This is a genomic window from Clostridium saudiense (genome assembly GCF_000577815.1).
In the GTDB taxonomy this organism is placed as follows: Bacteria; Bacillota; Clostridia; order Clostridiales; family Clostridiaceae; genus Clostridium; species Clostridium saudiense.
Window position 1 is genome coordinate 17,357 of sequence record NZ_CBYM010000028.1, and the last position, 26,683, is coordinate 44,039.

Below are 26,683 nucleotides of genomic sequence, written 5' to 3' on the forward strand. Positions count from 1 at the left end.
AAAATAATCTACGTATATTAATTTTCACATTATCATATTATTCATATACTTTTTATTATATTAATATTTTCAATTAATTCGAAATACTTAACTACATAACTTTAAAATCCCCCTTATAACATACATAACTATAAGAGCTTCACTTTTTATTTCACTACTAAATAATCAAACTATAAACTTATTAAAAGGCTAATACTTTATAATCTTCAAATAATTTAAATCCTTCTAACAAATTCTTAGTAACTATTATTTCATCTTTATCTGTAATCATTACTCCACTAATATTATGCTTCTTCATAAACTCATAAGCCTTATTTTTACCCATAATAAATAAAGGAGTTGATAACGAATCTCCATCTATTGATTTATCACTTACTATCGTAATTGATTTTAAATCTGATTTTATAGGATAACCAGTTTTAGGATTTAATATATGACAATATAATTCTCCATTATAACTAAATGCCCTTTCATATCCACCAGATGTAACTATTGACTTGTCTTTTGCTTCAATTGAGCATATAATTTTTTCACTATGTTTTTTTGGCTCATATATACCTATACTCCAAAAACTATTTTCATCCTTTTGCCCTAATACTTTTATATTACCACCTATATTTATTATGGCCGAATCAATATTATTTTCTTTATAAAAATCAATTATTTTATCGGCAATATATCCTTTAGCTATTCCTCCTAAATCTATTTTTTGATTTTTTCTTAATAACATTACTGTTGAATTATTTTTATTTAAAATAACATCTTCATAATCAACTAAATCAATTAATTCATCAATCTTTTCTTTGCTTAGGATTGTAGGATTATCACTATTTATTTCCCATGCTTTAACTAAAGGTGCAATAGTTATATCAAATATACCATTGGTTAATTTAGAATAATAAATTGATTTTTTTAATATTTCAAAAGTATCATTAGAAATTTTTATAAAGCCGTTTGATGCATTTTCATTAATACTACTTACTTCACTACTCTCATAAAAAAAACTTAATTTTTCTTCAAATTGCCTCATTAATTTAGTAGCCTTTTCAGCTATTTCTTCTATCTCTTTCGTTTTAATATCATTATTGTCATAACATATTTTTTGATATACTCGTGTATTAAATATAAAATCTTCTTTCTCTACAAAATATTTCATATAACTATTACTCTCCTTAATATTTTATATATAAACTATCATTTTATAAATTAATGTTAGTATTAGTTTTTCTAAAAGACTGAAAATTACTTAATGCAAAATTTATAGCATTTATTATTTATCTTATAAATCAATTTTAATATGTAAAATAATTATGCCACATAGTAAAGTAAGAGGTAATAGTTAATAAGTAAAAGTTTACCATTTAAACTCTTACCTCTTATCTCTTACCTCTTACTTAAATTAAGCTTTACTTAATGCATCATTTACTGCATTTATTATTCCTTTACTAGTATATGATGCTCCTGAAACTACATCAACACTAGTACTTTGACTTGATATTATTTTACCCGGCATTTCTTCTATTGCTCTGTCACAAATTCCTTGCGTATCATTATGACTAATAACAGTAATACCTGTTATTACGTCATTAGATATTTGTACACTAACTTGTAGCGTTCCTGCAAATCCTGTTGCTGACCCTGAATAAGTACCATCCTTATATTTAGATGTACTTTCCACACTATCATTAGTCGTTGAACTTGACCCTCCACCATTATTGCTTACTTCATCTTTCACTTCTTCAACTATAGCATTTCCTGCTTGTGAATTACTTGTACTATTGTTCGTTGTAGTACTTTGTGAAGTTGCTGTATTAGAATTGTTTGTAGCATTACTTGTAGTACTGTTATCAGTATTATTGTTTGATGATGAACTTTCACTAATAGCTATATTTACTTCCTCTTCATTGTTATCTTCTTCAATTATATTTTCAATACTTTCTTCAGTATTTTCTATTTCTTCAGCAAGCTCTTCTGTTTCGTTATTCTCAATTTCTTCAATATCTTTTTTTATATCCTCTGCTTTATCCTCATTAGGCTTATTGAATAAAAAACTTGCTCCTATTGAAGTTACTATAACACCGCAAGCAGTAGCAGCTAATATTTTATTTTTTTTACTTTTCATATTATACATTCCTTTACTCTAATTATAATTTTAATGGTACAAATACCGTTTCTTCTTCCATTTCATTAATGAAACCACCAATTTTATAAACATCATTAAGTAAATTCATATTTATAACCTCATTTGCCTTACCACTTGCTATTGCTTGTCCTGACTTCATAACTATAACATTATCACTATATTTTATAGCTTGATTAATATCATGTAATACCATAACAACAGTTAAGTTACTTTCTTCATTTAACTCTTTAACAAGTTCTAGTATTTCAACTTGATGATAAATATCCAAATATGTTGTAGGCTCATCTAAAAATAAAATTTCACTTTTTTGCGCTAATGCCATTGCTATAAAAACTCTTTGTCTTTCTCCACCCGACATACTCATAACAGCTTTGTCTTTTAAACTTTGTAAGCCTGTTCTTTTTATTGCCCATTCTATTATTTCATCATCACTTTCGTTATTTCCTTGGAAATACTTTTTATGAGGTATTCTGCCATAAGACACCAATTCTTTAACCGTAATATCACTAGGAACTGTATTTTGCTGATGAACTGTGGCGATTTCTTTTGCCAAATCTTTTTGCTTTAATGACTTTATAGAATTACCTTTAATGCTTACGTCTCCAGAAGTAGGCTTATTTAATCCTGCAAATATACTTAACAAGGTAGATTTACCACTACCATTAGGACCTAATATAGTTGTTATTTTTCCTTTTTCTATTTCAACATTTAACTTAGTAATAAAACTCTTATCTTTATCATAAGAGAAGTATAAATCCTTTGCTTTTATCATTATTTTAAGTCACTCCTTCTTAAAAGATATAAGAAAAATGGTGCTCCAAATATAGCTGTTACTACTCCAACCGGTATTTCATTAGGCCTCATGGCCATTCTTCCAACAGTATCAGCAAATAAGACTAAGAATCCTCCCACTATTCCGCTACATGGGATTAAATATTTATGGTCTGATCCTATAATTATTCTACAAACATGAGGAACAACTAATCCAACGAAAGATATAACCCCTGCAATTGCTGTTGATATACTTGCTAAGAATACTGCTACAGCAGTAACTATTATCATATATAAATCTGAATTAAATCCTAAACTTCTCGCATTCTTACTTCCAAGCGCTAATATATTACATATCTTACTTAATAATAATGCTGTAATTATTCCTATAACTGAATAAACTAATAATATCTTTACATTACTCCAATTAACTGTAGCCAGGCTTCCCATCATCCATTTTTGAATATTGCTCGCTCCAAGTCCTGCACTAACAGTAATCATTGATGAAAGTCCACTTAATAATGCATTACAAGCTGCACCTGCAAGTACAATTCTTATTGGTGATAACCCATTTTTATATGCCATAAAATAAATAATCACACAACATACTAATCCTCCAAAGAACCCAAATATAGGTCTTAAGTTAGTTACACTTGGTATAAATACCATAAAGAAAACTGTAACTACACATGCTCCTGAAGATATACCTGTTATATATGGATCTGCTAGTGGATTCCTTATTACCGATTGTAATAAAACCCCTGCTATTGCTAAATTAGCTCCAACCAATACAGCTATTATTACTCTTGGCATTCTTAAATCTTTGATAATTCCTATATTTCCATCTGATTGCCCTGAAAATAATCCACTTATAAGTTCTTTAAATGTTATGTTAACACTACCCAATTTTAATGAAACTAATATTGTTGCTAATAATACTAATAAGGATATTATTATAAATGATATTTTAAACTTTTTATCTGAAACTCTCATAATTATTCTCCAATACCATGAACTATATCACTTAACATATCTAATCCTTCAATTACTTTAAGATTTGCGCTCATTCCAAAATATTCACTATCTAAGTAAACTACATTTCCTTCTTTTACAGCATCTATATTTTGCCATGCAGAATCAGTTGCCATTTCAGCTTCTAATGCTGCTTTTGTTTCTTCTGGAAGTGCATGTACCATAACTAAAATCTTATCTGGATTAAGCATTGCTAAATCTTCTTTATTATAAGTAGTAAATGATGTACTATTATCTTCAATAATATTTTTTCCTCCAACAAGTTCGACTAAGCTTCCAATGTAAGATTTAGATGTTGCAATCATAGTTGAACCTGGTGCTGCAAATAAAACTAAAACATCTGTATCTTCTAATGATGCCGCCTTTTCTTGAACTTCTAATTCTTTTGCTTGTATTTCATTTATCAAAGCTGTTGCTTCATCATCCTTATCAAATCTTTCACCTAAACTAATAATTGCTTCTTTTAATCCATCTAAGCTTTCTAATGAAACAAACTCACTTGGAATGTTATTTTCTATAAACAAATTCATATAATCAGAACCTAAAGTATCTACTGATACTACTACTGTTGGATTTAATGATTTAATTATCTCTAAATCTGGACTCATTGGATTTCCAATTTCAACAGCTCCCTCAGTACTTTCAGGCAATTCATAAGATGTACTTGGAACCCCTGAAACCTTAACACCTAATGCATCTAATATTTCTGTTACTGCAACAGATGTTGCTACTACTACCTCTTCACCAGTACCTACTGCTACACTTTTATTTTCACTATTATCAGAACTACAGCTCATAAAACTTAAAGTCATAACCCCTGCAGCTATCATAGATATAATTCTTTTATATTTCATATCCTATAACCTTCCTATAAATATTTGATTTGAATAACTCATTATTTCTTTTTAGCTTTTACAATTACTACTGCTCCAATTGCAACTACCACAGCTACACCAGCTATAATTAAAATAACATTATTGCTGCTTTTTTCATTATCAGCTACTACTGCTAAATTTTCTTCTTCTATTTCAACTTCTTCACTTTCATCTTCTGGTACTATTTCCTCAACTTCATCTTCAATTGCTTGTACTAAAGTTAAAGTTTCCATCTTAGGTATAACCTTAAACTCAACATCTCTTTCCATTGGACCAACGTAAATAATAGCTGCCATATCTGCATCTACTTTATCAACTTCAACATTTAATTTAACAGTTCCCTCTTCACTATTTTCTTCTAATATTTCAACTGGAACTTCTTCTCCATTAACCTTCATTCTATAGTTCTCCATATAATCACTTCCTGAAAAACCTATAGTATAAATTACATGTTCTTTTGTTACCTCTACACTCATTGATGGTAAAAGATAAGTTCTTGACATAGCCATACCAGTTTCTGATTCATGATAAACATCATTTTCAATTTCATATATACCACTTGCAATGTCAGTTTCAGTTGCATATACACGTTTACTTCCTATAGTTACGAAAATTCCTAAAGCCATTACAGCCATTATAATCCCTTTAAATTTATTTAATATTTTCATTTTTCTATTCTCCTTAATCATTAAACCTAAATTAGGAGGCAAATAAATAGTGTTACTATTTTATTTACCCCCTCATATCATATACCTACTAAAATTAATTTAGATTACTTTCTTTTCTTTACTAAAACAGTTCCTGCAGATGTTAAAATTAAACCTAAACCTGCAACAGCTCCTGCTCCAATTGGCGCTCCTGTTTGTGGTAATGTATCTACTGTATATTCCTTAATGAATGTTAAAGTATCTTGTAATAATGTAACACCAAACTCAACTTCTTTATCCATTGGAACTACATAAGTTTTAACTGTTATACTATCACTTAAGCTTGAAACTGCAAATCTAATATTAGTAGTGTCTCCACTTGTATTTTTAGTTATAGTTGCCTTTTTACCATTAACATAAATCACATGATTTTGCATAAACTCTGCTCCAGTGAATGTTAAAGTAACATAGTACTTACCATCTATTTCTTCAACTTTTGAAGTAGAGTTTAAGTATTTTCTAGCCATTGATCTTCCAGTTTCACTTTCATGAGTTACACTGTTTTGAATAGAGTATAATTTACCCTTAGTTACTTTTACTTCATCTTGAGTAGTTGTTGTATTTCCGCTTGTACCATTATTTGTACCATTATTAGTTGTTGAACCACCTGTTGTTCCTCCAGTAGTTCCTGAATTATCAGTTGTCCCATTTGTAACTAATGTTAATGTATCTTCTAATACGTTAACTCCAAATTGTACATTACTTCCCATCATAGAAACATAAGCTGATACTTTTATTGAATCTTCTAGACTTCCAACTTGGAATCTTAAACTAACAATTTCACCATTCATTGTTTTAGTTGCATCTACCTTATTTCCATTAACATATATTGTATGATTATTCATCATTGTTGATCCCATAGGAGTAAATGTTAATGTAACATATTTCTTTCCATTTACATCTTCAACTTTTAATGTTTCTTCTAATGCCTTTTTAGCCATGCTTAATCCAGTTTCACTTTCATGAGTAACTTCAAGTTTTCCTGTATAAACCTTTGTACCTTGCTCTTCAGTTGTTCCATTGTTTGAACCACCGTTGTTTGATCCATCATTCCCAGTATCATTTCCAGTGTTCCCTTCACCATTTTCAGGCTTATCTGTGCTTCCACCGTTATTTTCTGAATCACTTCCTGAATTATTATCATCAACTTTTACTAACGAATTCACATCATTTACTAAATCTATTGATTGTATTTCAGTCATTAAGTTTGGAACATATATATCCATTTCAACTTCAACTTTTGCATCTATTGATGGAACTTCAAACGATACTGATTTATCTTCATTTACAGTAGAAGCAGTTGCAACACCATTAACTTTTACATTAGTATTTCTTATAGATGTTAATCCAAGACCTTTGTATCTTAATGTCATAGTAATTTTTCCATCTTTTACAGTAACATCTGTCTTTTCTTCTATAAATTGTCTAGCCATACTTTGTTGTGATGTACCAAGTTTATTAACAGCATTATTTAATGTATAATTTCCATCTTCTAAAACCTTTGATTCTTCTCCCCCAATGTTTCCATTGTCTTCTGAACCATCATTTCCTACATTATCTCCACTATTATCTGGAGTTTCTATGTTCTCTCCACCATTTACTGAATCATCAACTGTTGGAATTGATGTTATATCATTTACTAAGTAGAAGTTTGTTGTGTGAACCCAAGTTCCCATTGCATATGTTAATTCAATATTAATTTTTGAATCTACTGATGGAACTACAAATGTAAATGATCCATCATCATTTTTAATTAATTCTACTGCTTCATCATTTACAGTACCACCATGTACTTCTTGTACAACATTTAAGCCTTGTTCATTAAATTTCATAGTTACTGTAATTTTATCACCATCAACCTTTATAACTGATTCTCTGTCCATAAACTTATTCATAGTACTTTCGCCAGAACCATCTATTTTCATTGCAGTATTTGGTACTACATAAGTTCCATTTTCAACTTTTGATGCTGTAACTGCTATTGTATCATCTACCACCGTAGCCCCAACAGCTTGTACATTCGCTCCTAATACAGTAGTTGCTACCATTACTGCAGCTAATAATTGACTTATTTTCTTCTTTAACATAAATCTTATCCCCCTAAATTTATTTCAAAATTCATTTATCTTCATTGACATATCATAAATTATATCTCATAATAAATGATATTGATTCTCATTTGCTTATAAAATAATATCATATATTTTACTAAAATGTTTCAACAATATTTATATATTTTTTAACAATATTTTTATATTTTATAAAATAAAAAGAATTTTTATGGGGAGGATATTAATCTCAATGATTTCAAATATATTAACTAGTTTCTTTAATTGCCTTTCTGTTCCTATCTTAGTTTTAAATCATAAATTTGAAACTGTTTTTACTTATAATCATGATTCAGATATTAATAATTCATTATATATATCAAAAGCTATAGAAAAACTAAAAAATATCGATTGTTCTTCTAATACATTTTCATTAAATATTACTAGTGATATTGCCTTTACTTGCATTACATTTAATCATTATGACAATAATAAAATGCATCTATTACTAGGTCCATATACTATTAATGAGGATGCTAATTATTCTGATGCTATTAATACACTTACAGAAGAATGGTTAAATAACATAATAAAATTGCATTCTTATATAATAGATAATCACATTTGTATTGATAAAACCTCTACAAATAATTCTCCATGTGTAAATCATGCTATTAAATATATTGAAAAAAATTATACTACCGAAATTTCAATAGATGATATTTGTAGTGAATTAAATATTAATAAATGTTACTTTTGTAGTGTTTTTAAGAAAGAAACCGGCTCTACATTTATAAATTATTTAAATAATTATAAAATTGAAAAAAGCAAGGAATTATTAAAAAATCCTAATATCTCCTTGCTTGATGTTTCATTATCTGTTGGTTATAATAATCAAAGTTATTTTAGTACAGTGTTTAAAAAAATTACTTCAAAAACTCCGTTAGAATTCAGAGATGAATATTTAAAAAATAAAAAATAAAAAATAAAAAAAAATTAACTACCTCCTAATTTACTGTATAGGAAGTAGTTAATTTTTTAGTTTTTACTTTTATTTCAAATCTATTATTTCCTTAATTTTAATCCCCATAAAATTATCTATGTTTTCATCTTTATAATACCAGTATACAAATCCAAAAGTTAAACAAATGATAATTGTAACCATTAATCCACCTTCCGGTCCAAAAGCACCACCATTTATTATATTATCACTAACATTTTTAATTTTATATAATCCTTGAACATCATTTCCACTTACTCCAAATCCCCAAATATATCCTTGAAAATAATTCCAAGTTATATGATATCCTATTGGCATCCAGATATTTTTAGATTTCATAAACATATAAGCAAACAATAAACCAACTAAAAACAAATTAATAAATGCCAAAACACTAATTCCATTATTAGCTAAATGCAACATTGCAAATATCAATGCAGGACCCACTAATACAACCCACTTACTCCTTGTTTGCTTTAATACACTCATTATATATCCTCTAGATAATATCTCCTCACCAAAACCTACAAAAACAAATGAAATTAACCCATAAATTAATGATAAACTTATATTGGGTTTGTTTATCGGATTTACAAATTCAACATTACCGAAACATATAATTCCTACTGCAACTATACTAATAGTGATAGCACCAACCCCTAAACCTACTAAAAATTCATTCCTACCTCTTTTAATAGATGTTACTCCCATTTCTCTTATTTTCTTTTTATCAAGCCATTTCCACACTATAATACATGAAATTATACTAACACAATTACTTAATACTACAGAAACTAAGAATATTAATTCACTATTTATTATAGAATCTATATTTCCTGTTAATAAATATTCTGTATTACCTGTAACACTTCCTATTATCGCCAAAACAATACCTAGAATTATCGATACAATAAAAGATAACCCATATGTTAATAGAAATACCAATAATATCTTCCAACCACTTCTTATCTCATTACTCTTATTCTTAAATAGCATATTAATTCCCCCTTTTTTATAATTATATAAAAATATTGCCTTATTATAAGTATTATCCTCTAAGCATTTCAATTTCTTTTCTTATATCATTTAAATTATTAAAACTTTTATAGCAGTTTCTTATTATTTCATTGTCAGGTTCTTTTAAATCAACAACATGAATCCCTGCCATTCCTGCATTAAATGCCGCTTTGATACCCGCACTAGAATCTTCAATTACGATACATTCATTAGGATTAACATTTAGCTTTTTTGCTGCTTTTAAAAATATATCAGGATTAGGTTTAGTTTCTTTTACATCATCTCTAGATACAATAACATCAAAAAACTTTTCTATATCAGCATATCTTAATTGTTTTAATGCTCTTTCCTTTGATGCCGAAGTTGCTAATGCAATCTTATAATTATTATTCTTTAAATAAGATAAAATTTCATAAGCACCTTGTTTTAAAGGAATTCCTTTATCTACGGCTTTTTCTAAATCTTCATCCTTTTCCCTATACATTTTATCTATTGGAAGTTCATTTCCATAATTATTTAGAAACACTTTTTTTACATTTTCCCTTCCTGTTCCTAAGACCTCAGCATAAACCTCCTTTTGTAGCTTATATCCATATTTCTCAAAGACTTTTGACCAAATCTCTAAATATACTAATTCAGTATCAAATATAACTCCATCCATATCAAATATTATAGACTTAATATTATTAATATCTATTTTCATCTAATTTTCCTCCATAAAAATCATATCTTAATACTTTGATTTTATAACTCTATTAATTATACCACAAATTAACATAATTAAATTTTCATATATTCTAATAAAAAAGAACCCACTCCTATCTTATATCTTGGAGCAGGTTCATATTTTATAATTTTGTTTACTAACTATATATATATATATCAGAAAATTCAATTTCTGTTTTTTGCTTTAATTTATTTGCTTTTAATTCAATAAATTCATCACTTTCTTTATCAAGCTCAAACCTTGGCAATTCTATAATGAATTTTGTTCCTTTATTTATTTCAGAAGTAACTTTAATTACTCCTTTATGAAGTTCTACAAATGATTTTGCAATAGTTAATCCAATTCCACAGCCTTCATTATTTCTTGTAAGACTATTATCAACTTGTACAAATTTATCAAACATCCTTTCTTTATCTTCAGAATTTATTCCGATTCCATTATCCTCAATAACAACTCTTAATAAATCTTCAGTAAATTCCAAATTTACTGTTATGACCCCACCCTCATTAGAAAATTTAATTGCATTAGATAATAAATTTAAAATAGTTCTTTCAATTTTATTAGCATCCACTCTCATTATTACATCTTCTTCATTTGTATCAAATATTACACTTAATTTTTTATGTTCCGCATATGGTAAAATAGAATTTACCAAAGATTCTATGAAATTTACAATATTAATATGAACTAGATTTAATTTTATGTCTCCTAATTCAACTTTTCCAACATCTATAACATTATTTATTAACCTTACTAATCTAAAACAATTACTTTTTATTATAGCTAACTTATTCAAATCAGTTGTTTTATTTATTTCTAATAGCTTAATTGCAGATAATATTACATTAACAGGAGTCCTTACTTCGTGACTTATATTAGCAATAAAATGAGATTTTATTTTATTACCCTCTTCAGCTTCTTTCATAGCCTTCACTATCTTTTTTTCATACTTTCTTTTAGACAGTATATATTTAATTAAGATAAATACAATAAATATTAAAAAAACAATAAATTCAATAACTATTGATATTTCAAATTTATATTGCTCAATAATATCACTTGGATCATTTATTACTACTGAATCTTTAGGCAAGTTTTTTTTACTAATATTATATTTCCTTAACACATCATAATCAAATACATAACTATTTGCATTATCATTATCTATGAATATACTTAAAGGCTCTTCTCCCTGCAATAACTTTAAAACTATTCTTCCTGCCATTTCACCTTGCTTATAATGGTCAACTACTTTTCCTCCAATACTGCCTGTACCGATACCATACTCTAAAATATTATAAATTGGTACATCATTTGCGTATTCAGTAATTACTTTATTTACCTCTAAATAGCTTAAAGTTTTTCCATCTTTAAATTTACCAGGATACAATGAGATTATCGCAGTATTATCTTTAAACTCTGATAATATATCCTTAAATTCTTCTTGTGAAATATCTTTAGTAGTAATTACACTGAAGTCAAAATTTGAATATTCTTTTACTATATCAGGATAAAATTTATCACCTGCATCATTAACGAATACTATATTCTTCACATTAGGATGATTGCATTTTATTAATTCCAAGTTTTCCGAAATAGATTCCATCTCTCTAACCCCTGAAACCATATCATACTCAAACGCCTTTTCTAATAAATCCAATTTTTCCACACCTAAAAATGAAATTGGAATTCCCTTAAACAAATCATCCCTATATTTTAAAGCAAATTCTAAAGCTTCATCATCACCTGTAATAATAGCATCAAACCTATCATAATTTTCAATAGTATACTTAATTATATTATAAAAATTCTCTATACTTTTTTCACTTCTTATTAATTCTGAATCTAGATACTCAACTCTTAAGTTGACATTATTATTTAAGCCATCTTTTATCCCTGCTATTTGATCATCAAATGAAATAAAATTAAAATCATAAGAACTAATAAATAATATATTTAGCTTCTTATTAGTTGCACTTACATAATAAGTCTTAGATTCCATAGTTGTTAATACTACTATAAATAAAATTATTACGGCATAAATTACTTTTTTAATTTTCCCCATCTTTTTCCCCACATTCTTTAATATGTATCTAATACAATTATACTACCACCTCTTCCTTTTTTGTACATATTATTTATACAACTTTTTAATTATTTTTAATGTATTTAAATAATTTTTTCTTTTATTACTAAATATCTTCTTCCTTTATTTCAAGATTATTTTCTCTTAAGTATATATTTTATATATTCAAGCATTATTTCGCTCCTTATATTCTTCTTCATCTGCCAAAAATTCTCTTAATCTATTAGTAAATTTTATTAATGATTTTTTTCTCTCTAAATTCTCTATATTATTCAATTATTATACTTTTCACAATTTTATTTTTTACAACTTTTCACATTTTCTCGTATTCTTTACATATTATTTATTGAACATCCAAAAATAATGTAAAAATATTTGTCTTTATTTATTTTTACATTATTTTCTATTTATTATAGAATATGTATATAGTATTTTTTATATTTTTCACCAATTTTTCTTATCTATAATCTACATAATAATTTAAAAATTTGATGAATAGGAGGATAATTTATAGTTATGAGTTGTTGGACAGTATTAGGTATAACCCCTACTAAAAATATTGATAAAATTAAAGAGGCTTATTCTAACTTAAGTAATTCTAAAAATTGTAATAATCACAATATTGATTTTAAAACTTTAAAATCAGCATATAATAAAGCTTTATCTTTAGCCAAAGTATCAATCAGTGATTTAAATTTATCTTTATTAGGAAGTTCTAATTATGATATTTTATCAGCAGTAATCAACTCATCTATGGATAGTAAATCTATTGATACCATTGAAAAGTTTATTATTAAAGTTGATGAAATTTATACAAATCCTCTGCTCAGATTCAAACTTGAGCCTTGGATTAATTTATTGACTTCCGCGATTTTGGAAACTTCATCTTCTATTGATTCTTTAAATATAGAACTTATTAAATATTTAAATTCACATAAATATTTACCTAATAAAGTATATCAATTATTAAATTCTAAATTTAAATGGACAAGTAATAAGATTAAATTGAAAACAAAGCTTTCATCAGAATTAGTAGATTCTCTAATTAATTGCATAGAAAATCCACTTCCATTAACATATAACTATTTAGATGGCATAAATTCTGAAAAACTAGATGAATATCTTGAACTTAGAGAAAAAGCATATTTATCATTACAAAATAATAATTTAGATCCTGAAAAAAAATGTCTATTTGCTGCTTATTCAATATATACAAAAGATTTAGATTTAGTAAAAATTATAGGAACTTACTATTTAAATAGAAATGATAATCTTATGGCATTAAACTATTTTAGAGAAGCTATTAACATTAACAGTAATGATTTATACAGCCTTTCAAAATTCGGTCACTTACTAACCATAAACAATCAATATTCAAGTGCAATTTCTTATTTAGAGCGCTATATCAAGCTTCTTAGAAATTCTATTGATATTGAAGCAATTATAGATTTGGCTCATGCTTATCACTATTCTTATGAATTACAAAAAGCCAAAGACTTGTATGATTTATTACTTATTTTACGCCCTTGGGATCTATCAATAAGATTTGAATTAGAGAGTATTAAAAATAAAATTTCTGCTGATGATAATTCAGATAATTTGACTATTCCAGTATATAAAAAGTACATTAATTCTTATATAGATCCTTTTAATTATAAGCTTAAAGAAATATATAAAAATTTTTCACTTAGGGTAAATGAGGAAAGTTGGAAAGAGTTATTATCTTTGCCTATTGCGTCAAACGAAGCGTTATTTTATTTATTCGAGCAACAAACTATAAAATTTATAACTACTAATAAAAATATTCCTAAAAACATTTATGATTTCTTAAATAATTACTTTAGGTGGACCTCAAGGCATAACGAATTATTGTCTATTTACCCATCTCTAAGGATTGATGTATTATTTAACAAACTATATTTTAATGAATCATTAAGCTACGATTCATTAAAAAATATTAAATCTGATAATTTAGAAGAATATATTGAGTTACGCTCCTTAGCTTACGACTCAGTTTGTTCTGATTCTAAAAATGCTGAAAAATATTTAAATGCTGCTTTAAATTTATTTAACGGTGATTTTGAGTTATACAAAATATATGGTCAATATTGTTTAAATAATAACTTATATGATGAAGCAATCAAATACTACAAGCTTGCTCTTTCATTTAAAGAAGATGATTATTATTCTATATGTAGTTTAGCCTTATTATTAACTAAAGTTGAAAATTATAAAGAAGCACTTATTTATTTAAATAAAAGTGTAAATACTCCAGCTGGTAGTTTATTATTAGATAATGAAGACTTCTTAACTAAATATGCAATAAGCTTTTACTATACTGGTAATTTAATTAACGCAAAAAAATATTTTAAAAAATTAGGCAAACTTAATTCAAATTTAAAATTTGTTAATATATATTTAAAAAATATTAATGATAGGTTGTCAGGCAAGAAAAGATCTATTATTCCTATAAGTGTCATTGAAAATCCTGAAAGTTACTCCTTATCATTAAGTAGTAAAACCAAGGATAAACTAGTAAATTTTATTACTAAATTTAAACATGGTTTCGTAAGCTAATAAAATTAGATTTATTTAAATAATTAATGCAGCTACTTTTTAATATCTAAGATAGCTGCATTTTATTATTTTATAATCTCTTAATTTGTTATTTTAATAACACTAGCCTTTTTAAATTATCCGTTATTTTAGTTTATAGGAATTATTACTTTATTTTCAAAAATATTTTCATCATTATTCATATAAATAACTCCATTATATTTATTTACAGTACTTATTACTCTATGTATTCCTAATCCGTGAATATTTCCTTCTTTTGTTGTTATGTAATTTTCATTGATTTTTTTTATCTTTCCATCAAAAGTATTTTTAATTTTAAAAACAATATTATTATTTTTTTCAAATATATCAATGTATATTATCTTTTCTTTAGATTTTAATGCACCTTCTATAGCATTATCTAATATATTACTAAGAATTATATTTATATCAAAATCCGAAATATTTCCTCTTCGTATTTTTTCAGATTTAATATTAAATTCAATTTTTTTGCTATTTCCATATAAATATTTAGATGTTATTATTGAATCTATAAGAAAATCTTCAGTATAAATTAAAGCTTCAGCAATCAATATTTCTTTATCTAATTCCTCAATATAATCAAACAACTTCTTATGTTCATTTGCAATTGCTAAGTTACAAATAACATTTATATTATTTCTATAATCATGTTTCCAAGATTTTATATTAGTATATATTTCAGATATTTCTTTTATATATTTTTCTTCTAATTCTGTTTGTTTAATACTCATTTCTAATAAATATTTTTCTTCAATTTCTTTAGAAAGAATTATTAAAATTTTATATAAAAAACCATTTATGCAACATAATAATATACTTATTTCAGTTTTATAAATTATATTAAAAGCAACAATACCTATATTATCTAATAATTGAATAATTAAACACAATTGTATTATAATAAATATAAAACTTGATATTAATATTTGACTATTACTAAATTTTTCAATAAAATCTTTTTGCTTTATATGAAATTTTATAATAAAAATCTGTAATAATACGGAAATCAAATGTAAACTTTCATCTAATAAGAAACTTTGATTTAATAATGCTAATATAGTATACTTTCTCAATAGCCTTCCTAAAGTATATACTATAAAATATACAGATAAACAATTTGACACAAATTGGATTATCCAAAAAAAATTTATTAACTTTATTCTTCCCTTTATATAAATTCCACATACTAACAATATACTGTAATACCCTATAATTGTAGGAATAACACCTATATATGTTCCTACATATAAAAAAAGCAAATGTACTATAACATATAATACTCTAGTACTACTTTTAAGTGTCTTGTTATAATTTAGTACATTATCAAAAAAATATAAAGTAGTACCTATATTAAATATACAAATTATTAATTTAATAAAATAATCTATAAACTGCATTATTTTCAATACGCTCCTAATATTAAATTGCATAATTATTATTATATTTCTTTTACTATTAAAATTATTATATATAAATTATAAGTATAAAACTATTTTTTTCATCAAATATGCTAAATAGTTCACAAATATTACATTCAGAAATAAAAGCTCATACTTTACTATAACTTTATAAAATATGAGTTTTTATATCTTTAAAAATATTTAAAATAAAACTCTTTTACTTTATTCTTTTTCATTTTACTAATTGGAATTTCAATGTTATTTTTTAATATTATACTATTCTTCTTTATCTCTTTTGTATATGAAATATTTACTATATAAGATCTATGAGTTCTAATGAATAAATTTCCATCTAATTCTTTTTCTAAATCAGATATTTTCTTTTTAACTATTACTTTACTATCCTTAGTATTAATTTCTATATAATGTTGATAAGATTCACAATATGCTATATCGTCAAATTTTAAATTTATAATATCACCAAATCTCTTAATAGTAATGATATCTTTTTCTTTTTTATATGAACACTTTTTCTTCCATGCTTTATCCAAACAAACTAAAAATTTTTCTTCGTTTACCGGCTTAAGTAAATAATGTATAGCTTCAAAATCATATCCATATGATATATATTGCTCTAATCCACTAATAAAAATAATACTAACATCTTTATTATTTTCTCTTATTATTTTTGCTAGCTCTATTCCATTTATCTTTTTTAATCCTACATCTATTATTATACAGTCGTATTCTATAATACTTTCATTCTTAATAATAAATTCTTCAGCTGAAAGAAAAGACCTTATACTAAGTGAAATTTCTTTTTTTTCTGCCCACTTATTTATTAAAAGTTTGTTAATATCAATTTGATATTTATCATCTTCACATATAGCTATTTTAAACATTTTACCCCCATAAAGCATAATTCTTAAATATAGTCTTGTATATTATATCAATTCACATTATATTTTCAATAAAAATTCATTATATTATATTGCCATTTATGTACATAAATAGTCCTTTTATTAATAAAAGGATAAATTCATGCATTTTTGTGTTACATTATTTGTAAAATGCATTAATTAACTGAATGGAGGTACTAATGATAGATACTAAACGCTTATACACTATAGAAGATTTAGAAACTATTTTAGATTCTTTACCCTGTAGCATTTATATAAAAGATAAAGAAGGAAAATATATTTATACTAATAAATTTGCTGCAGATATTTCCGCATTAGAAAAAGACTCTATTATAGGTAAAACTGATTTTGATTTAAAAGATAGTAGAGAAGCATACAAAAATCTGAGATCTGATAAAAAAACTTTAGAAAATGGAATTCCCTTACTTACAGAGGAATATGGCATAAACAAAACGCAAAATACACCTTTTAGTGTTTATAAAATTCCATTACTTAACTCAAAAAATGTTGTTACTGTTTCAAGACCTCTAGATATAAACAGTACAACAAATATTGACTTCAAAAAAATTACATATAAAAAAACTAACATTGATAACCAAAATAACTACTCAGATTTCATAATTGAAATATTAAATAACTTATGTACTATACTTGCAGCTTCGAATGTAAACATATTCCTATTTAATAGTGATAATTCAGTAATTAACTCATATGCTTCATCCACTATTAACGAAAATATTTTTTATGAAAATATAACTATTAAAATTGATGAACCTCTATTATCAAAAATTGATAATAAAACGAATTCATTTAAACGCTATAAATATATAAATTCAATTCTTTCTAAATATTATAAAAAAGAATATACTACTAAAAATACCTCATCATTTATAGTTAAAGAATTATGCTTTGCAAATAAGGTAATAGGCATACTGCATATAAATTATGATAATATTACTAAATACCAAATAAACAATGAAGGACTCATTAAAGACATATGTGACAATTTAAGTTCACTTTTAGTAAGCTTTAACGTAACAAACGAGTTTGAAAAGTATGTTTTTAAGAAAAATATGATTAATTCAGTTGAATATTCTCCTTCGATACTTTTAAGTAAAATGAATTACTTTGCTACTCTTTCTCATGAGTTTAAGACTCCAATTAATATTATACTTTCAAGTATTCAATTGCTTCTAAAACTACTATCTGATAACTGTGAAATCGATAACGATACACTTTTAAAATATTTAAATATTTTAAAACAAAACTCTTATAGATTATTAAGACTTGTCAATAACGTACTAGATAGTAGCAAGCTAGAAAATAATTTTACTGATTTAACATTAGTTAATTGCAATATAATAAACATAATCGAAAATATAGTATTATCAACATGCGATTATTTAGAACAAAACAATAAAGAAATAATCTTTGATACTGATGAAGAAGAAGTCTTTCTTTCATGCGATCCTGATAAAATAGAAAAAGTCATACTAAATCTAATTTCGAATTCTTTAAAATTTACAGATAGTAATGGAAAAATCAAAGTTAAAATTTTTACAGATTATGAATCAAAAAAACTTTTTGTTCATGTTCAAAATAATGGCCCTGAAATTTCTGTATCAGATTCTAAGAAAATCTTTAGCAGATTTATTCAAAGTGATGAGTTGTTTACAAAAAAAAATCAAGGAACTGGAATTGGATTATTCTTGTGTAAATCCTTTATAGAATTGCATGGTGGTGAAATATGGGCCAACCCTAACTTTAAAAATGGTGCAGAATTCATTTTTTATTTACCAATAAAATTAACTAATAGCGAAAAATTTGATACTTTAAATCAAAGTACACCTTCATCAAAAATTGAAAAATGTAATATAGAATTTTCAGATATATATTCAATATAATATTGTCTAATTAAATTATATTTATATCTAAAAACGGTATCTTTATTTTTAATAAAGATACCGTAAAATATAATTACTTATTAAATTTTTCTTTATATTCCATTATGCATTTTTTGCAAATACACGCCTTTCCCCTTAACTCTGCTGGTATTTGTTCTCTTAACTCTTTAGGAACTTTAATTTTTTCACACCAGCATCCTTCATGAGTTAATCCATTTTCATATCCACAATTATTGGGATTTCCACAAATAGGGCAAATACTTTTATCAACTTTCATTATCTTCATCTTCCTTTTTATTTCTACTAATATAATTTAATAATAAACATATTAATTATTAAATATACTTAATAATTAATTATTATATGCATATTAATATATAAATAAAGCCTCTTCTCAACAGCAAACAAAAACATTTACTGAATGCACATATAAATTTTATGGTACATTTATCAATATACTTTTATTTTTTAACAAAGTTATAGACTTTTTACGTGATTCTATTAATACTATAACACCTAAGATTATAAATGTTATTAATTCAGCTAAAGGCAATGATAAAAATACCCCGGTAGTTCCTATAAAAGGAGGCAACACTACTGTAAATATAAATTGAAATACAAACCCTCTTCCTATAGATATTATATTTGCATAAATATTTTTACCAATGGCCTGATAATATCCACTCATAGTAAATATTATTCCTATAATAGGACTCCCAATACAATAAATTAACATTACCACCTTGCTCAAATCTCTTAAATATAAATTCTTGATCATCCTTAGATATTCCAAGACCATTATCTTCAATAGAAATACTTACAGTATTATCTTGCTCTTTAATTAAAACTTTAATTTTCCCATCTTTTTCTGTAAACTTAACTGCATTTCCAATAAGGTTACCAACACATCTCTCTATTTCCTTTGAATCACAACATATTGGTAATTCTTCAATTTCTGGATTAATTATTAATTCAATTCCATTATTGTTAATATACTCACTCATATTTAATGCAGTTTCTTCTACTAAATATACTATATCAATATTTTCTTGTTTACTTATTTTATAAGCACCAGATTCTATCTTAGAACTATCTATAATATCATTTATTATACTTAATAAACTATTAGAGCTTTTCTTTATTACATCTATATAGTACAAAGCTTTCTCCCTAGTTATATTTCCCTTCTCCTCTAAGGAATTTAATAATTGAAGCACAGATAAAATTATATTTAATGGTGTTCTTAATTCATACTATTATCTATAATTATACTATTTATATAATCATTAGCTAATCCATCTTGCTCATAATAATTAATAAAGCTTTCTTCTTTAATATTAAACTTAGTTAATATTATTATATTATTGTTCCTTCCTTCTAATATACACTTAATTTTATTACTTAATAAAGAATAAATGTCATTTTCATCAAAAACAAATCTCACCATATCATTTTCAGATATATCAAACTTAATTAATCCATTTTCATCAGTTCCTATCCTTAAATCGTTATTATCATCTTCCCAAAATGTTGTTATACTACTTTCATATATTCCATATTTATTTAATATATTATTTATTGTATTACTAAATTGCTGCTCTATATTTAATATACTAATTCCCTTATTAGTACCTACCCATAGCACTCCACTTCTATCTTCATATAAACATGTTATTGAATTACTCAACAAATAATTAGGTGCCGCATTATATATCTTTATTTTATTACTACTTATAATATATCTTATTAACCCATTTCCTTCTGAAAGCCACATATCTCCATTGCTTTTATGTAATAATTGGGTTACATTATTATATAATTCTGTTTCTATTCTAATATCAACGTTAAAACTTCCTGTTTCATAATCTATATTTATTACTTTAAATATACCACTTTTAGCTTATATCCATATTTCTCCTTTACAATTTTTATCTATTTCATATACATATTCTAATTTATCATTTTCATTTTTGCTATTATATATAGAATTTGTATTTAAATTCATAACAGCTATTCCATCTATAGTCGATATCCACAAGTATCCAAAATCATCCTCTTGTAAGTCAGTTATGTAATTATTAGTTATGCTACTATTGCTACCATCTGAATAATACTTTATAAATCTATTATTAACCTCATCATATTTATTTAATCCATATTTAGTTCCAATCCACATGGTATCATTACTATCCCTATATATCGTTGTTATATCCCCATTAGATAATTCAGAGTCCTTACCTTCTTCCGCTCCTATTCTTATTATCTTATCTCTATCTCTGTTGATAATATTTAATCCATACTCTATCCCAACCCATATATTCTTATGTCTATCTTCATTTATACTTGTAATATGTGGTGATGCAATACTGTTTTCAGTATTATTTTCATAAGAATATTTTACTAGCATATTACCATTATATTGATTTAATCCATCCTCTGTACCTATCCAAATATAACCTATGGAATCTTGATAAATATCTGTTATAAGATTACTTGATAATCCATCATTTACAGTTAAATTTTTGAAATTTATTTTATTTTCCTGTACAGTTGATTCATTACAAAATTCTATTTTATCAGCATAAACTACATTATATTTAATTAATAAATTAAATAATACCATAATAAATAATATTATTTTTTTTATGTTTCTTTTCATTTATATCATTCTCCACTTTTACCATCACTATCCAATGAACACAATTACATTTTCATAATTATTCCAATAATTATAATGATAATAAAAAAATAAGACATTTAATGTCTTATTTTTCATATTTTTATACTATTTTGATATTTTTTTTATTTATTCTATAATCAATTATGTTAGCTTTACATTTTTTATTTATAACTACAACATTATATATATCTTTTATTAAAAGTAATTTATATTCTTCATTATATCCATATAAACATAGTCCTTCTTTTCTTAAAACATAAGAAATTGGAAGTAAAGTTATTTTACCTTTTTTACTATCTATCTCTATATAATTCTTATTTTCTAAAGCTTTATCAATTTCCTTACATATATTACTTTCAGCATCAAACTTTTCATCATATAAATCTACTATAAAATGCTCCTTTAATTTTTCTAGGGCTTTCGTAGAGTTACCCTTATCCAAAATTTTAAACCTATCAATTAAATTTGCCTCTTCTATATCCTTACTTATATTTTCAGAAATATATATTGAAAACATTAGCTTTTCATAATCATTATTTCTTAATATTTGTCTGTTTATTACATAATCTCCGTCTATAATAACTCCGCCATTTTTTCCCCTATATATTATTATCGGAATACCTAATACTGATAATTTATCTAAATCCCTTTGAATCGTTCTAGGTGATACATTATAAACTGTAGCAAGTTCCTTAATTGTAACTTTAGAACTACTTCTTAATAAATAAAATAAAATTTCCAATAATCTCATAATTATTGCTATTAAATTTCTTATTTATTATTTTTTAGCCACATAATAGAACAATATGTATGCATAGCGGCTCCAGTAACTAATATATCTTCGTTAAATACAACTTTTTCATTATGCATTGGTTCACCATATAATGGATTTTCTTGCTTAGTACCAGCACCTAACATAAGGTAAACACTTGGTACTTCATATGAATAAGATGCAAAATCTTCTGATCCCATTCCTCCACCTTCAAATAAGCACACAGCCTTTTCACCAACTAAGTCTTTTACATAAGAAGTAACTTCCTTAGCTAGTTCAGTATCATTTGTTAATGGTGGTACTGATGATAATTCTATTAATTTAGCTTCTCCTCTAAACATCTTAGCTGTAGATTCCACTATATCCTTCATTCTATCAAATATAAATTCTCCAACTTCTTTATCTAAAGCTCTTATTGTACCTTCCATAACAACTTCTCCAGGTATTATATTAGGTGCTTCTCCCCCTACAAATTTTCCTATTGTTACAACTGCTGGTTTTGTAGCTGATATTTCTCTTGCAATAATTTCTTGTAAAGATATATATATGTGTGCTGCTATATTTATTGGATCTACCCCAAGTTCTGGCATAGCTCCATGGCATCCTGTTCCATTTACAACTATTCTGAATCTATTACATCCAGCTATACTAGTTCCTAAACCACATAATACAACATTAGATGGTGTAGAAGAATGTACGTGCATTGCCATAGCTGCATCAACCTTAGGGTTTTCAAGTACGCCTGCCGCTAACATCTTTTTAGCTCCAGTAAATCCTTCTTCATCTGGTTGGAATACTAGTTTAATAGTTCCTTCTATCTCATCTTGATTTTGTCTAAGTAATTTTGCTGCACCTAAAAGCATTGCTGTATGCATATCGTGTCCACAAGAATGCATACATCCATTATTTGATTTAAAATCACATTCAGTAGCTTCTGCCATTGGTAGCGCATCCATATCTGCTCTTAGTAAAAATGTTTTACCTGGCTTATTTCCTTTAATTGTAGCAACTATACCACTTTCACATATCTCTTCTGGCTCATAACCAAACTCCTTTAACTTATCCATTACATAAGCTTTAGTTTTAGGCAATTTATCCCCAACCTCTGGATTTTTATGGATGGTTCTTCTAAATTCTACGATATCATCCTTTATTAAATTTGCTTGTTCCATAAATTTATTCATGTCTACACTTCCTTATAAATTAAAATCTTTTTATGCATTAATTCATTTTCACTATATATAATATTCCTTAAATACGACATTTGTAGTCGTATTTTTTTATTAAAAAAAATTTTACATATAAATTATTTTTTATAGTACTTTTAATATACTGTACAACATAAGTTTACTCCATCTTATCTATTTTTAAATATATTATTTCAAACTTATTCATCAAATACTCTATCTTTAAAATAATACTTTATGTCATTATTAGTAATTTCTTTTATCACTTTACAAAAAATCCCCTATAATATTTATATTACTTATGAAATTTCCTACAAAAATATCTTAATAATAAAAAATATAAATAGATAGTAATACTCTAATATAATATCAATTAATAAGCTTTGTAACTTCAATATTGTATCGTTACAAAGCTTTTAAAATTGATTTTCCTATACTCTTCTTTTATAATTATTACTTAAAGGATGTGAAAAAAATGAGGGGATTTAATCAGAAAAAAATAGCGCTTATAAATGATATAACTGGCTTTGGTAGATGCTCTATAGCAGTTTCTTTACCTATTATCTCAGCACTTAAAGTTCAATGTTGTTTTATACCAACAGCAATCCTATCTAATCATACTGGATTCAATAATTTTTTCTTTGAAGATTATACTCCTAAAATGAGAGAATATATAAATAATTGGGAAACTCTAGGATTAAATTTTGATGGAATTTGTACTGGATTTTTAGGATCAAAAGAGCAAATAAAAATAGTAATAGAATTTTTAGAAAAATTTAAAACAAAAGATAATATAGTCTTAATCGATCCCGTTATGGGTGATTATGGAAAACTTTATTCCACTTATACAGATGAAATGTGCAAAGAGATGCAAAACTTAATAAAATATGCAGATGTTTTAACACCTAATCTTACTGAGCTTTGTAGATTATTAGACTTACCTTATCCCAATGAAACTCCAACTCATGAAGAATTATATTCTTTATGTGAAAGATTATCACTTGAAGGTCCAAGTAAAATAGTAATTACGGGTTTACAAAGACAAGGAGCAATAGAAAACTTTATATTTGAAACTGATAAACCTTTTAAAATTATAAAGGTTGAAAAAATAGGTGGCGATCGTTCAGGCACCGGTGATGTTTTTTCCTCTATTGTATCAGCTAGTATTGTTAAAGGAGAAGATTTTGTGTCTTCGGTTGAAAAGGCTACGAGCTTTATTAGTAAATCATTAAAGTTTACTACTGATTTAAACTTACCTGGAAGCTATGGTGTTTGTTTTGAAGAATTTTTAACTGAATTAAAATAATATAAAAGGATGTGTTTAAATGGTTATTTTATATACTAGTGATAAGGGTAATTTTATAAGCTTAAAAAATATAACTATTGATGAAATGGAAGCAAGGGGAATAAAGAAAAATATTTATGTGAATTTAACTAATCGTTGTCCCTGTGCCTGTACATTTTGTTTAAGAACGACAAAAAAAATGGCTGAAACTAATAGCTTATGGCTTCAAAAGGAACCAACAATTGAAGAAGTAATTGCTGAGTTTGAATCTATAGATATTAGCCTTTATGATGAAATTATCTTCTGTGGTTTTGGAGAACCAACAGAAAGATTAGATGCAATAATTGAAATTTCAAAATATATAAAGAAAAGAAATTCAAATATGCCAACAAGGATAAATACTAACGGATTGGGCGACTTAATTAACAAAAAAGAAATTGCACCTTTATTAAAAGATTTAATTGATACAGTTTCAATTAGTCTTAATGCTCCAACTGCTAAAGAATTTTATGAAATAACTAAGAATAAATTTGGAATTGAATCTTACGAAGCTATGAAAAAATTTGCAGTATCATGCAAATCTTATATTCCAAACGTTGTATTTACTGTAGTTGATTGTATTGGTGAAGATGATATTAAGGCTAGCCAAAAAGTATGTGATGATTTAGGTATAAAATTAAGAGTTAGACCTTTTGAATAAAATATTAAGTGCAGATTATCTAATTTGATGGTCTGCGCTTTTTTTTCTTATTATACATATTTAATATACGTCACTAATATTATTAATTAGTAAAACAATATTAATTGATAAGAAGGTGTTACCATAATGTTTTATTATAATCAAAGTATAAATGATAATGAAAAATACAAAGAAGAATCAAAAGATTTTTCTAGTATACTTACAGAAAAATCATTAAAATCCAGAACTATTTTTATTTCTGGTGAAATTAATCAAGAATTAGCTGAGAAGGTATGTACTAAACTATTAATTCTTGAAGAATTAAGCGATGAACCAATTAAAATATTTATAAATAGTCAGGGTGGACATGTTGAATCTGCTGATACAATACATGACGTCATTAAATTTATTAAGCCAAAGGTTATTATGATTGGTACAGGCTGGGTAGCTAGCGCGGGAATAACTATATATCTTGCCGCTGAAAAAGAAAATAGATATTCATTACCTAATACAAGATATATGATACATCAACCATTAGGTGGATTTAACGGTCCTGCTACTGATATTGGAATTGAAGCAAAAGAAATACTTAGAGTCCGCACTAGAATTAATAATTTAATTAGTGAAGCAACTAATCAACCTATAGAAAAGGTTAATAAAGATACTGACAGAAACTATTGGTTAACTTCTACCGAAGCATTAGAATATGGATTAGTTAATAAAATTATCTCAAAGCATTCTGATCTTTGTGATTAAATATAAATATCTGGACCTTGAAGGTCCAGATATTTATATTATTTATTCTAAAGCTTATTCCTCATATTACTTTATCAATATTTAATTTATTTAGGG

The 26,683-nt window shown here is 25.7% G+C and carries 25 protein-coding genes; 6 read left to right on the plus strand and 19 right to left on the minus strand.

What is annotated here, in order from left to right; all coding sequences use genetic code 11:
• Positions 1-181: 181 nt before the first annotated feature.
• From TY07_RS12540 to TY07_RS12570, 7 genes are all read right to left on the minus strand, one after another.
• A complete protein-coding gene (locus TY07_RS12540) occupies positions 182-1,156 on the minus strand; it encodes an FAD:protein FMN transferase (protein ID WP_042400446.1) in 975 nt (324 codons plus the stop codon).
• A gap of 243 nt (positions 1,157-1,399) precedes the next feature.
• Positions 1,400-2,122 carry an FMN-binding protein gene (locus TY07_RS12545; RefSeq protein ID WP_052330722.1) on the minus strand — a complete coding sequence of 241 codons (723 nt, stop codon included), beginning with the start codon at positions 2,120-2,122 and terminating at the stop codon, positions 1,400-1,402.
• Positions 2,123-2,144: 22 nt separating this feature from the next.
• On the minus strand, positions 2,145-2,915 hold the full coding sequence (locus TY07_RS12550; RefSeq protein WP_042400450.1) for an ABC transporter ATP-binding protein: 771 nt from the start codon (positions 2,913-2,915) through the stop codon (positions 2,145-2,147).
• A complete protein-coding gene (locus TY07_RS12555; RefSeq protein WP_042400452.1) occupies positions 2,915-3,907 on the minus strand; it encodes a FecCD family ABC transporter permease in 993 nt (330 codons plus the stop codon). Before TY07_RS12555 ends, TY07_RS12550 begins: the two co-directional genes overlap by 1 nt.
• A gap of 2 nt (positions 3,908-3,909) precedes the next feature.
• Positions 3,910-4,800 carry a heme ABC transporter substrate-binding protein IsdE gene (gene isdE / locus TY07_RS12560; RefSeq protein WP_042400456.1) on the minus strand — a complete coding sequence of 297 codons (891 nt, stop codon included), beginning with the start codon at positions 4,798-4,800 and terminating at the stop codon, positions 3,910-3,912.
• 41 nt (positions 4,801-4,841) lie between these two features.
• Positions 4,842-5,489: an NEAT domain-containing protein gene (locus tag TY07_RS12565; protein WP_042400459.1), complete on the minus strand. Its 648-nt coding sequence runs from the start codon at positions 5,487-5,489 to the stop codon at positions 4,842-4,844.
• A 104-nt stretch (positions 5,490-5,593) separates the two neighbouring features.
• Positions 5,594-7,615, minus strand: coding sequence for an NEAT domain-containing protein (locus tag TY07_RS12570; protein WP_042400463.1), 2,022 nt, complete (start codon positions 7,613-7,615; stop codon positions 5,594-5,596).
• 214 nt (positions 7,616-7,829) lie between these two features.
• On the opposite strand from TY07_RS12570, the gene TY07_RS12575 reads away from it, so the two are divergent.
• The gene (locus tag TY07_RS12575; protein WP_052330723.1) at positions 7,830-8,558 is read left to right on the plus strand and encodes a helix-turn-helix domain-containing protein; all 729 of its coding nucleotides are present in this window, start codon (positions 7,830-7,832) and stop codon (positions 8,556-8,558) included.
• Positions 8,559-8,627: 69 nt separating this feature from the next.
• Here the strand turns inward: TY07_RS12575 and TY07_RS12580 are convergent, their stop codons facing one another.
• From TY07_RS12580 to TY07_RS12590, 3 genes are all read right to left on the minus strand, one after another.
• Entirely contained in the window at positions 8,628-9,572 is a 945-nt protein-coding gene (locus tag TY07_RS12580) for a CPBP family intramembrane glutamic endopeptidase (RefSeq protein ID WP_042400466.1), read from the minus strand.
• A gap of 52 nt (positions 9,573-9,624) precedes the next feature.
• Entirely contained in the window at positions 9,625-10,296 is a 672-nt protein-coding gene (locus tag TY07_RS12585) for an HAD family hydrolase (protein WP_042400469.1), read from the minus strand.
• 160 nt (positions 10,297-10,456) lie between these two features.
• Positions 10,457-12,385: a sensor histidine kinase gene (locus TY07_RS12590; RefSeq protein WP_042400472.1), complete on the minus strand. Its 1,929-nt coding sequence runs from the start codon at positions 12,383-12,385 to the stop codon at positions 10,457-10,459.
• A gap of 537 nt (positions 12,386-12,922) precedes the next feature.
• On the opposite strand from TY07_RS12590, the gene TY07_RS12595 reads away from it, so the two are divergent.
• Positions 12,923-14,983 (plus strand): tetratricopeptide repeat protein, encoded by a 2,061-nt coding sequence (locus tag TY07_RS12595; RefSeq protein WP_042400475.1) that lies wholly within the window; start codon positions 12,923-12,925, stop codon positions 14,981-14,983.
• A gap of 128 nt (positions 14,984-15,111) precedes the next feature.
• Here the strand turns inward: TY07_RS12595 and TY07_RS12600 are convergent, their stop codons facing one another.
• Positions 15,112-16,077 carry a sensor histidine kinase gene (locus TY07_RS12600; protein ID WP_172684746.1) on the minus strand — a complete coding sequence of 322 codons (966 nt, stop codon included), beginning with the start codon at positions 16,075-16,077 and terminating at the stop codon, positions 15,112-15,114.
• A 518-nt stretch (positions 16,078-16,595) separates the two neighbouring features.
• On the minus strand, positions 16,596-17,306 hold the full coding sequence (locus TY07_RS12605) for a LytR/AlgR family response regulator transcription factor (RefSeq protein ID WP_042400480.1): 711 nt from the start codon (positions 17,304-17,306) through the stop codon (positions 16,596-16,598).
• Between the two features lie 197 nt (positions 17,307-17,503).
• Between TY07_RS12605 and TY07_RS12610 the strand changes: the two genes are divergently transcribed.
• Positions 17,504-19,228 carry a sensor histidine kinase gene (locus tag TY07_RS12610; RefSeq protein WP_042400482.1) on the plus strand — a complete coding sequence of 575 codons (1,725 nt, stop codon included), beginning with the start codon at positions 17,504-17,506 and terminating at the stop codon, positions 19,226-19,228.
• A 73-nt stretch (positions 19,229-19,301) separates the two neighbouring features.
• On the opposite strand, the gene TY07_RS12615 is transcribed toward TY07_RS12610, so the two are convergent.
• The 7 genes from TY07_RS12615 to TY07_RS12645 all read right to left on the minus strand — a co-directional run bounded on the left by TY07_RS12615 (position 19,302) and on the right by TY07_RS12645 (position 23,864).
• Complete coding sequence (locus tag TY07_RS12615; protein ID WP_042400485.1) at positions 19,302-19,505, minus strand: cysteine-rich CWC family protein; 204 nt, start codon at positions 19,503-19,505, stop codon at positions 19,302-19,304.
• A gap of 159 nt (positions 19,506-19,664) precedes the next feature.
• Positions 19,665-19,916 carry a hypothetical protein gene (locus tag TY07_RS12620; protein WP_042400487.1) on the minus strand — a complete coding sequence of 84 codons (252 nt, stop codon included), beginning with the start codon at positions 19,914-19,916 and terminating at the stop codon, positions 19,665-19,667.
• The gene (locus tag TY07_RS12625) at positions 19,888-20,445 is read right to left on the minus strand and encodes a sensor histidine kinase (RefSeq protein WP_074431762.1); all 558 of its coding nucleotides are present in this window, start codon (positions 20,443-20,445) and stop codon (positions 19,888-19,890) included. Before TY07_RS12625 ends, TY07_RS12620 begins: the two co-directional genes overlap by 29 nt.
• A 26-nt stretch (positions 20,446-20,471) precedes the next feature.
• Positions 20,472-21,002, minus strand: a complete 531-nt coding sequence (locus TY07_RS12630) for a two-component regulator propeller domain-containing protein (RefSeq protein WP_042400493.1) — start codon at positions 21,000-21,002, stop codon at positions 20,472-20,474.
• Between the two features lie 126 nt (positions 21,003-21,128).
• Positions 21,129-21,887, minus strand: a complete 759-nt coding sequence (locus tag TY07_RS12635; protein WP_042400495.1) for a ligand-binding sensor domain-containing protein — start codon at positions 21,885-21,887, stop codon at positions 21,129-21,131.
• 121 nt (positions 21,888-22,008) lie between these two features.
• Positions 22,009-22,659, minus strand: a complete 651-nt coding sequence (locus TY07_RS12640; protein WP_042400498.1) for a helix-turn-helix transcriptional regulator — start codon at positions 22,657-22,659, stop codon at positions 22,009-22,011.
• Positions 22,660-22,679: 20 nt separating this feature from the next.
• Positions 22,680-23,864, minus strand: coding sequence for a M20 metallopeptidase family protein (locus TY07_RS12645; protein WP_042400500.1), 1,185 nt, complete (start codon positions 23,862-23,864; stop codon positions 22,680-22,682).
• Positions 23,865-24,342: 478 nt separating this feature from the next.
• Between TY07_RS12645 and TY07_RS12650 the strand changes: the two genes are divergently transcribed.
• The 3 genes from TY07_RS12650 (at position 24,343) to TY07_RS12660 (ending at position 26,587) form a co-directional block, all read left to right on the plus strand.
• Positions 24,343-25,173 carry a pyridoxamine kinase gene (locus tag TY07_RS12650; protein ID WP_042400503.1) on the plus strand — a complete coding sequence of 277 codons (831 nt, stop codon included), beginning with the start codon at positions 24,343-24,345 and terminating at the stop codon, positions 25,171-25,173.
• 19 nt (positions 25,174-25,192) lie between these two features.
• Complete coding sequence (locus TY07_RS12655) at positions 25,193-25,852, plus strand: TIGR04100 family radical SAM protein (RefSeq protein WP_042400506.1); 660 nt, start codon at positions 25,193-25,195, stop codon at positions 25,850-25,852.
• Between the two features lie 126 nt (positions 25,853-25,978).
• Complete coding sequence (locus TY07_RS12660; RefSeq protein WP_042400508.1) at positions 25,979-26,587, plus strand: ATP-dependent Clp protease proteolytic subunit; 609 nt, start codon at positions 25,979-25,981, stop codon at positions 26,585-26,587.
• Positions 26,588-26,683: the final 96 nt, after the last annotated feature.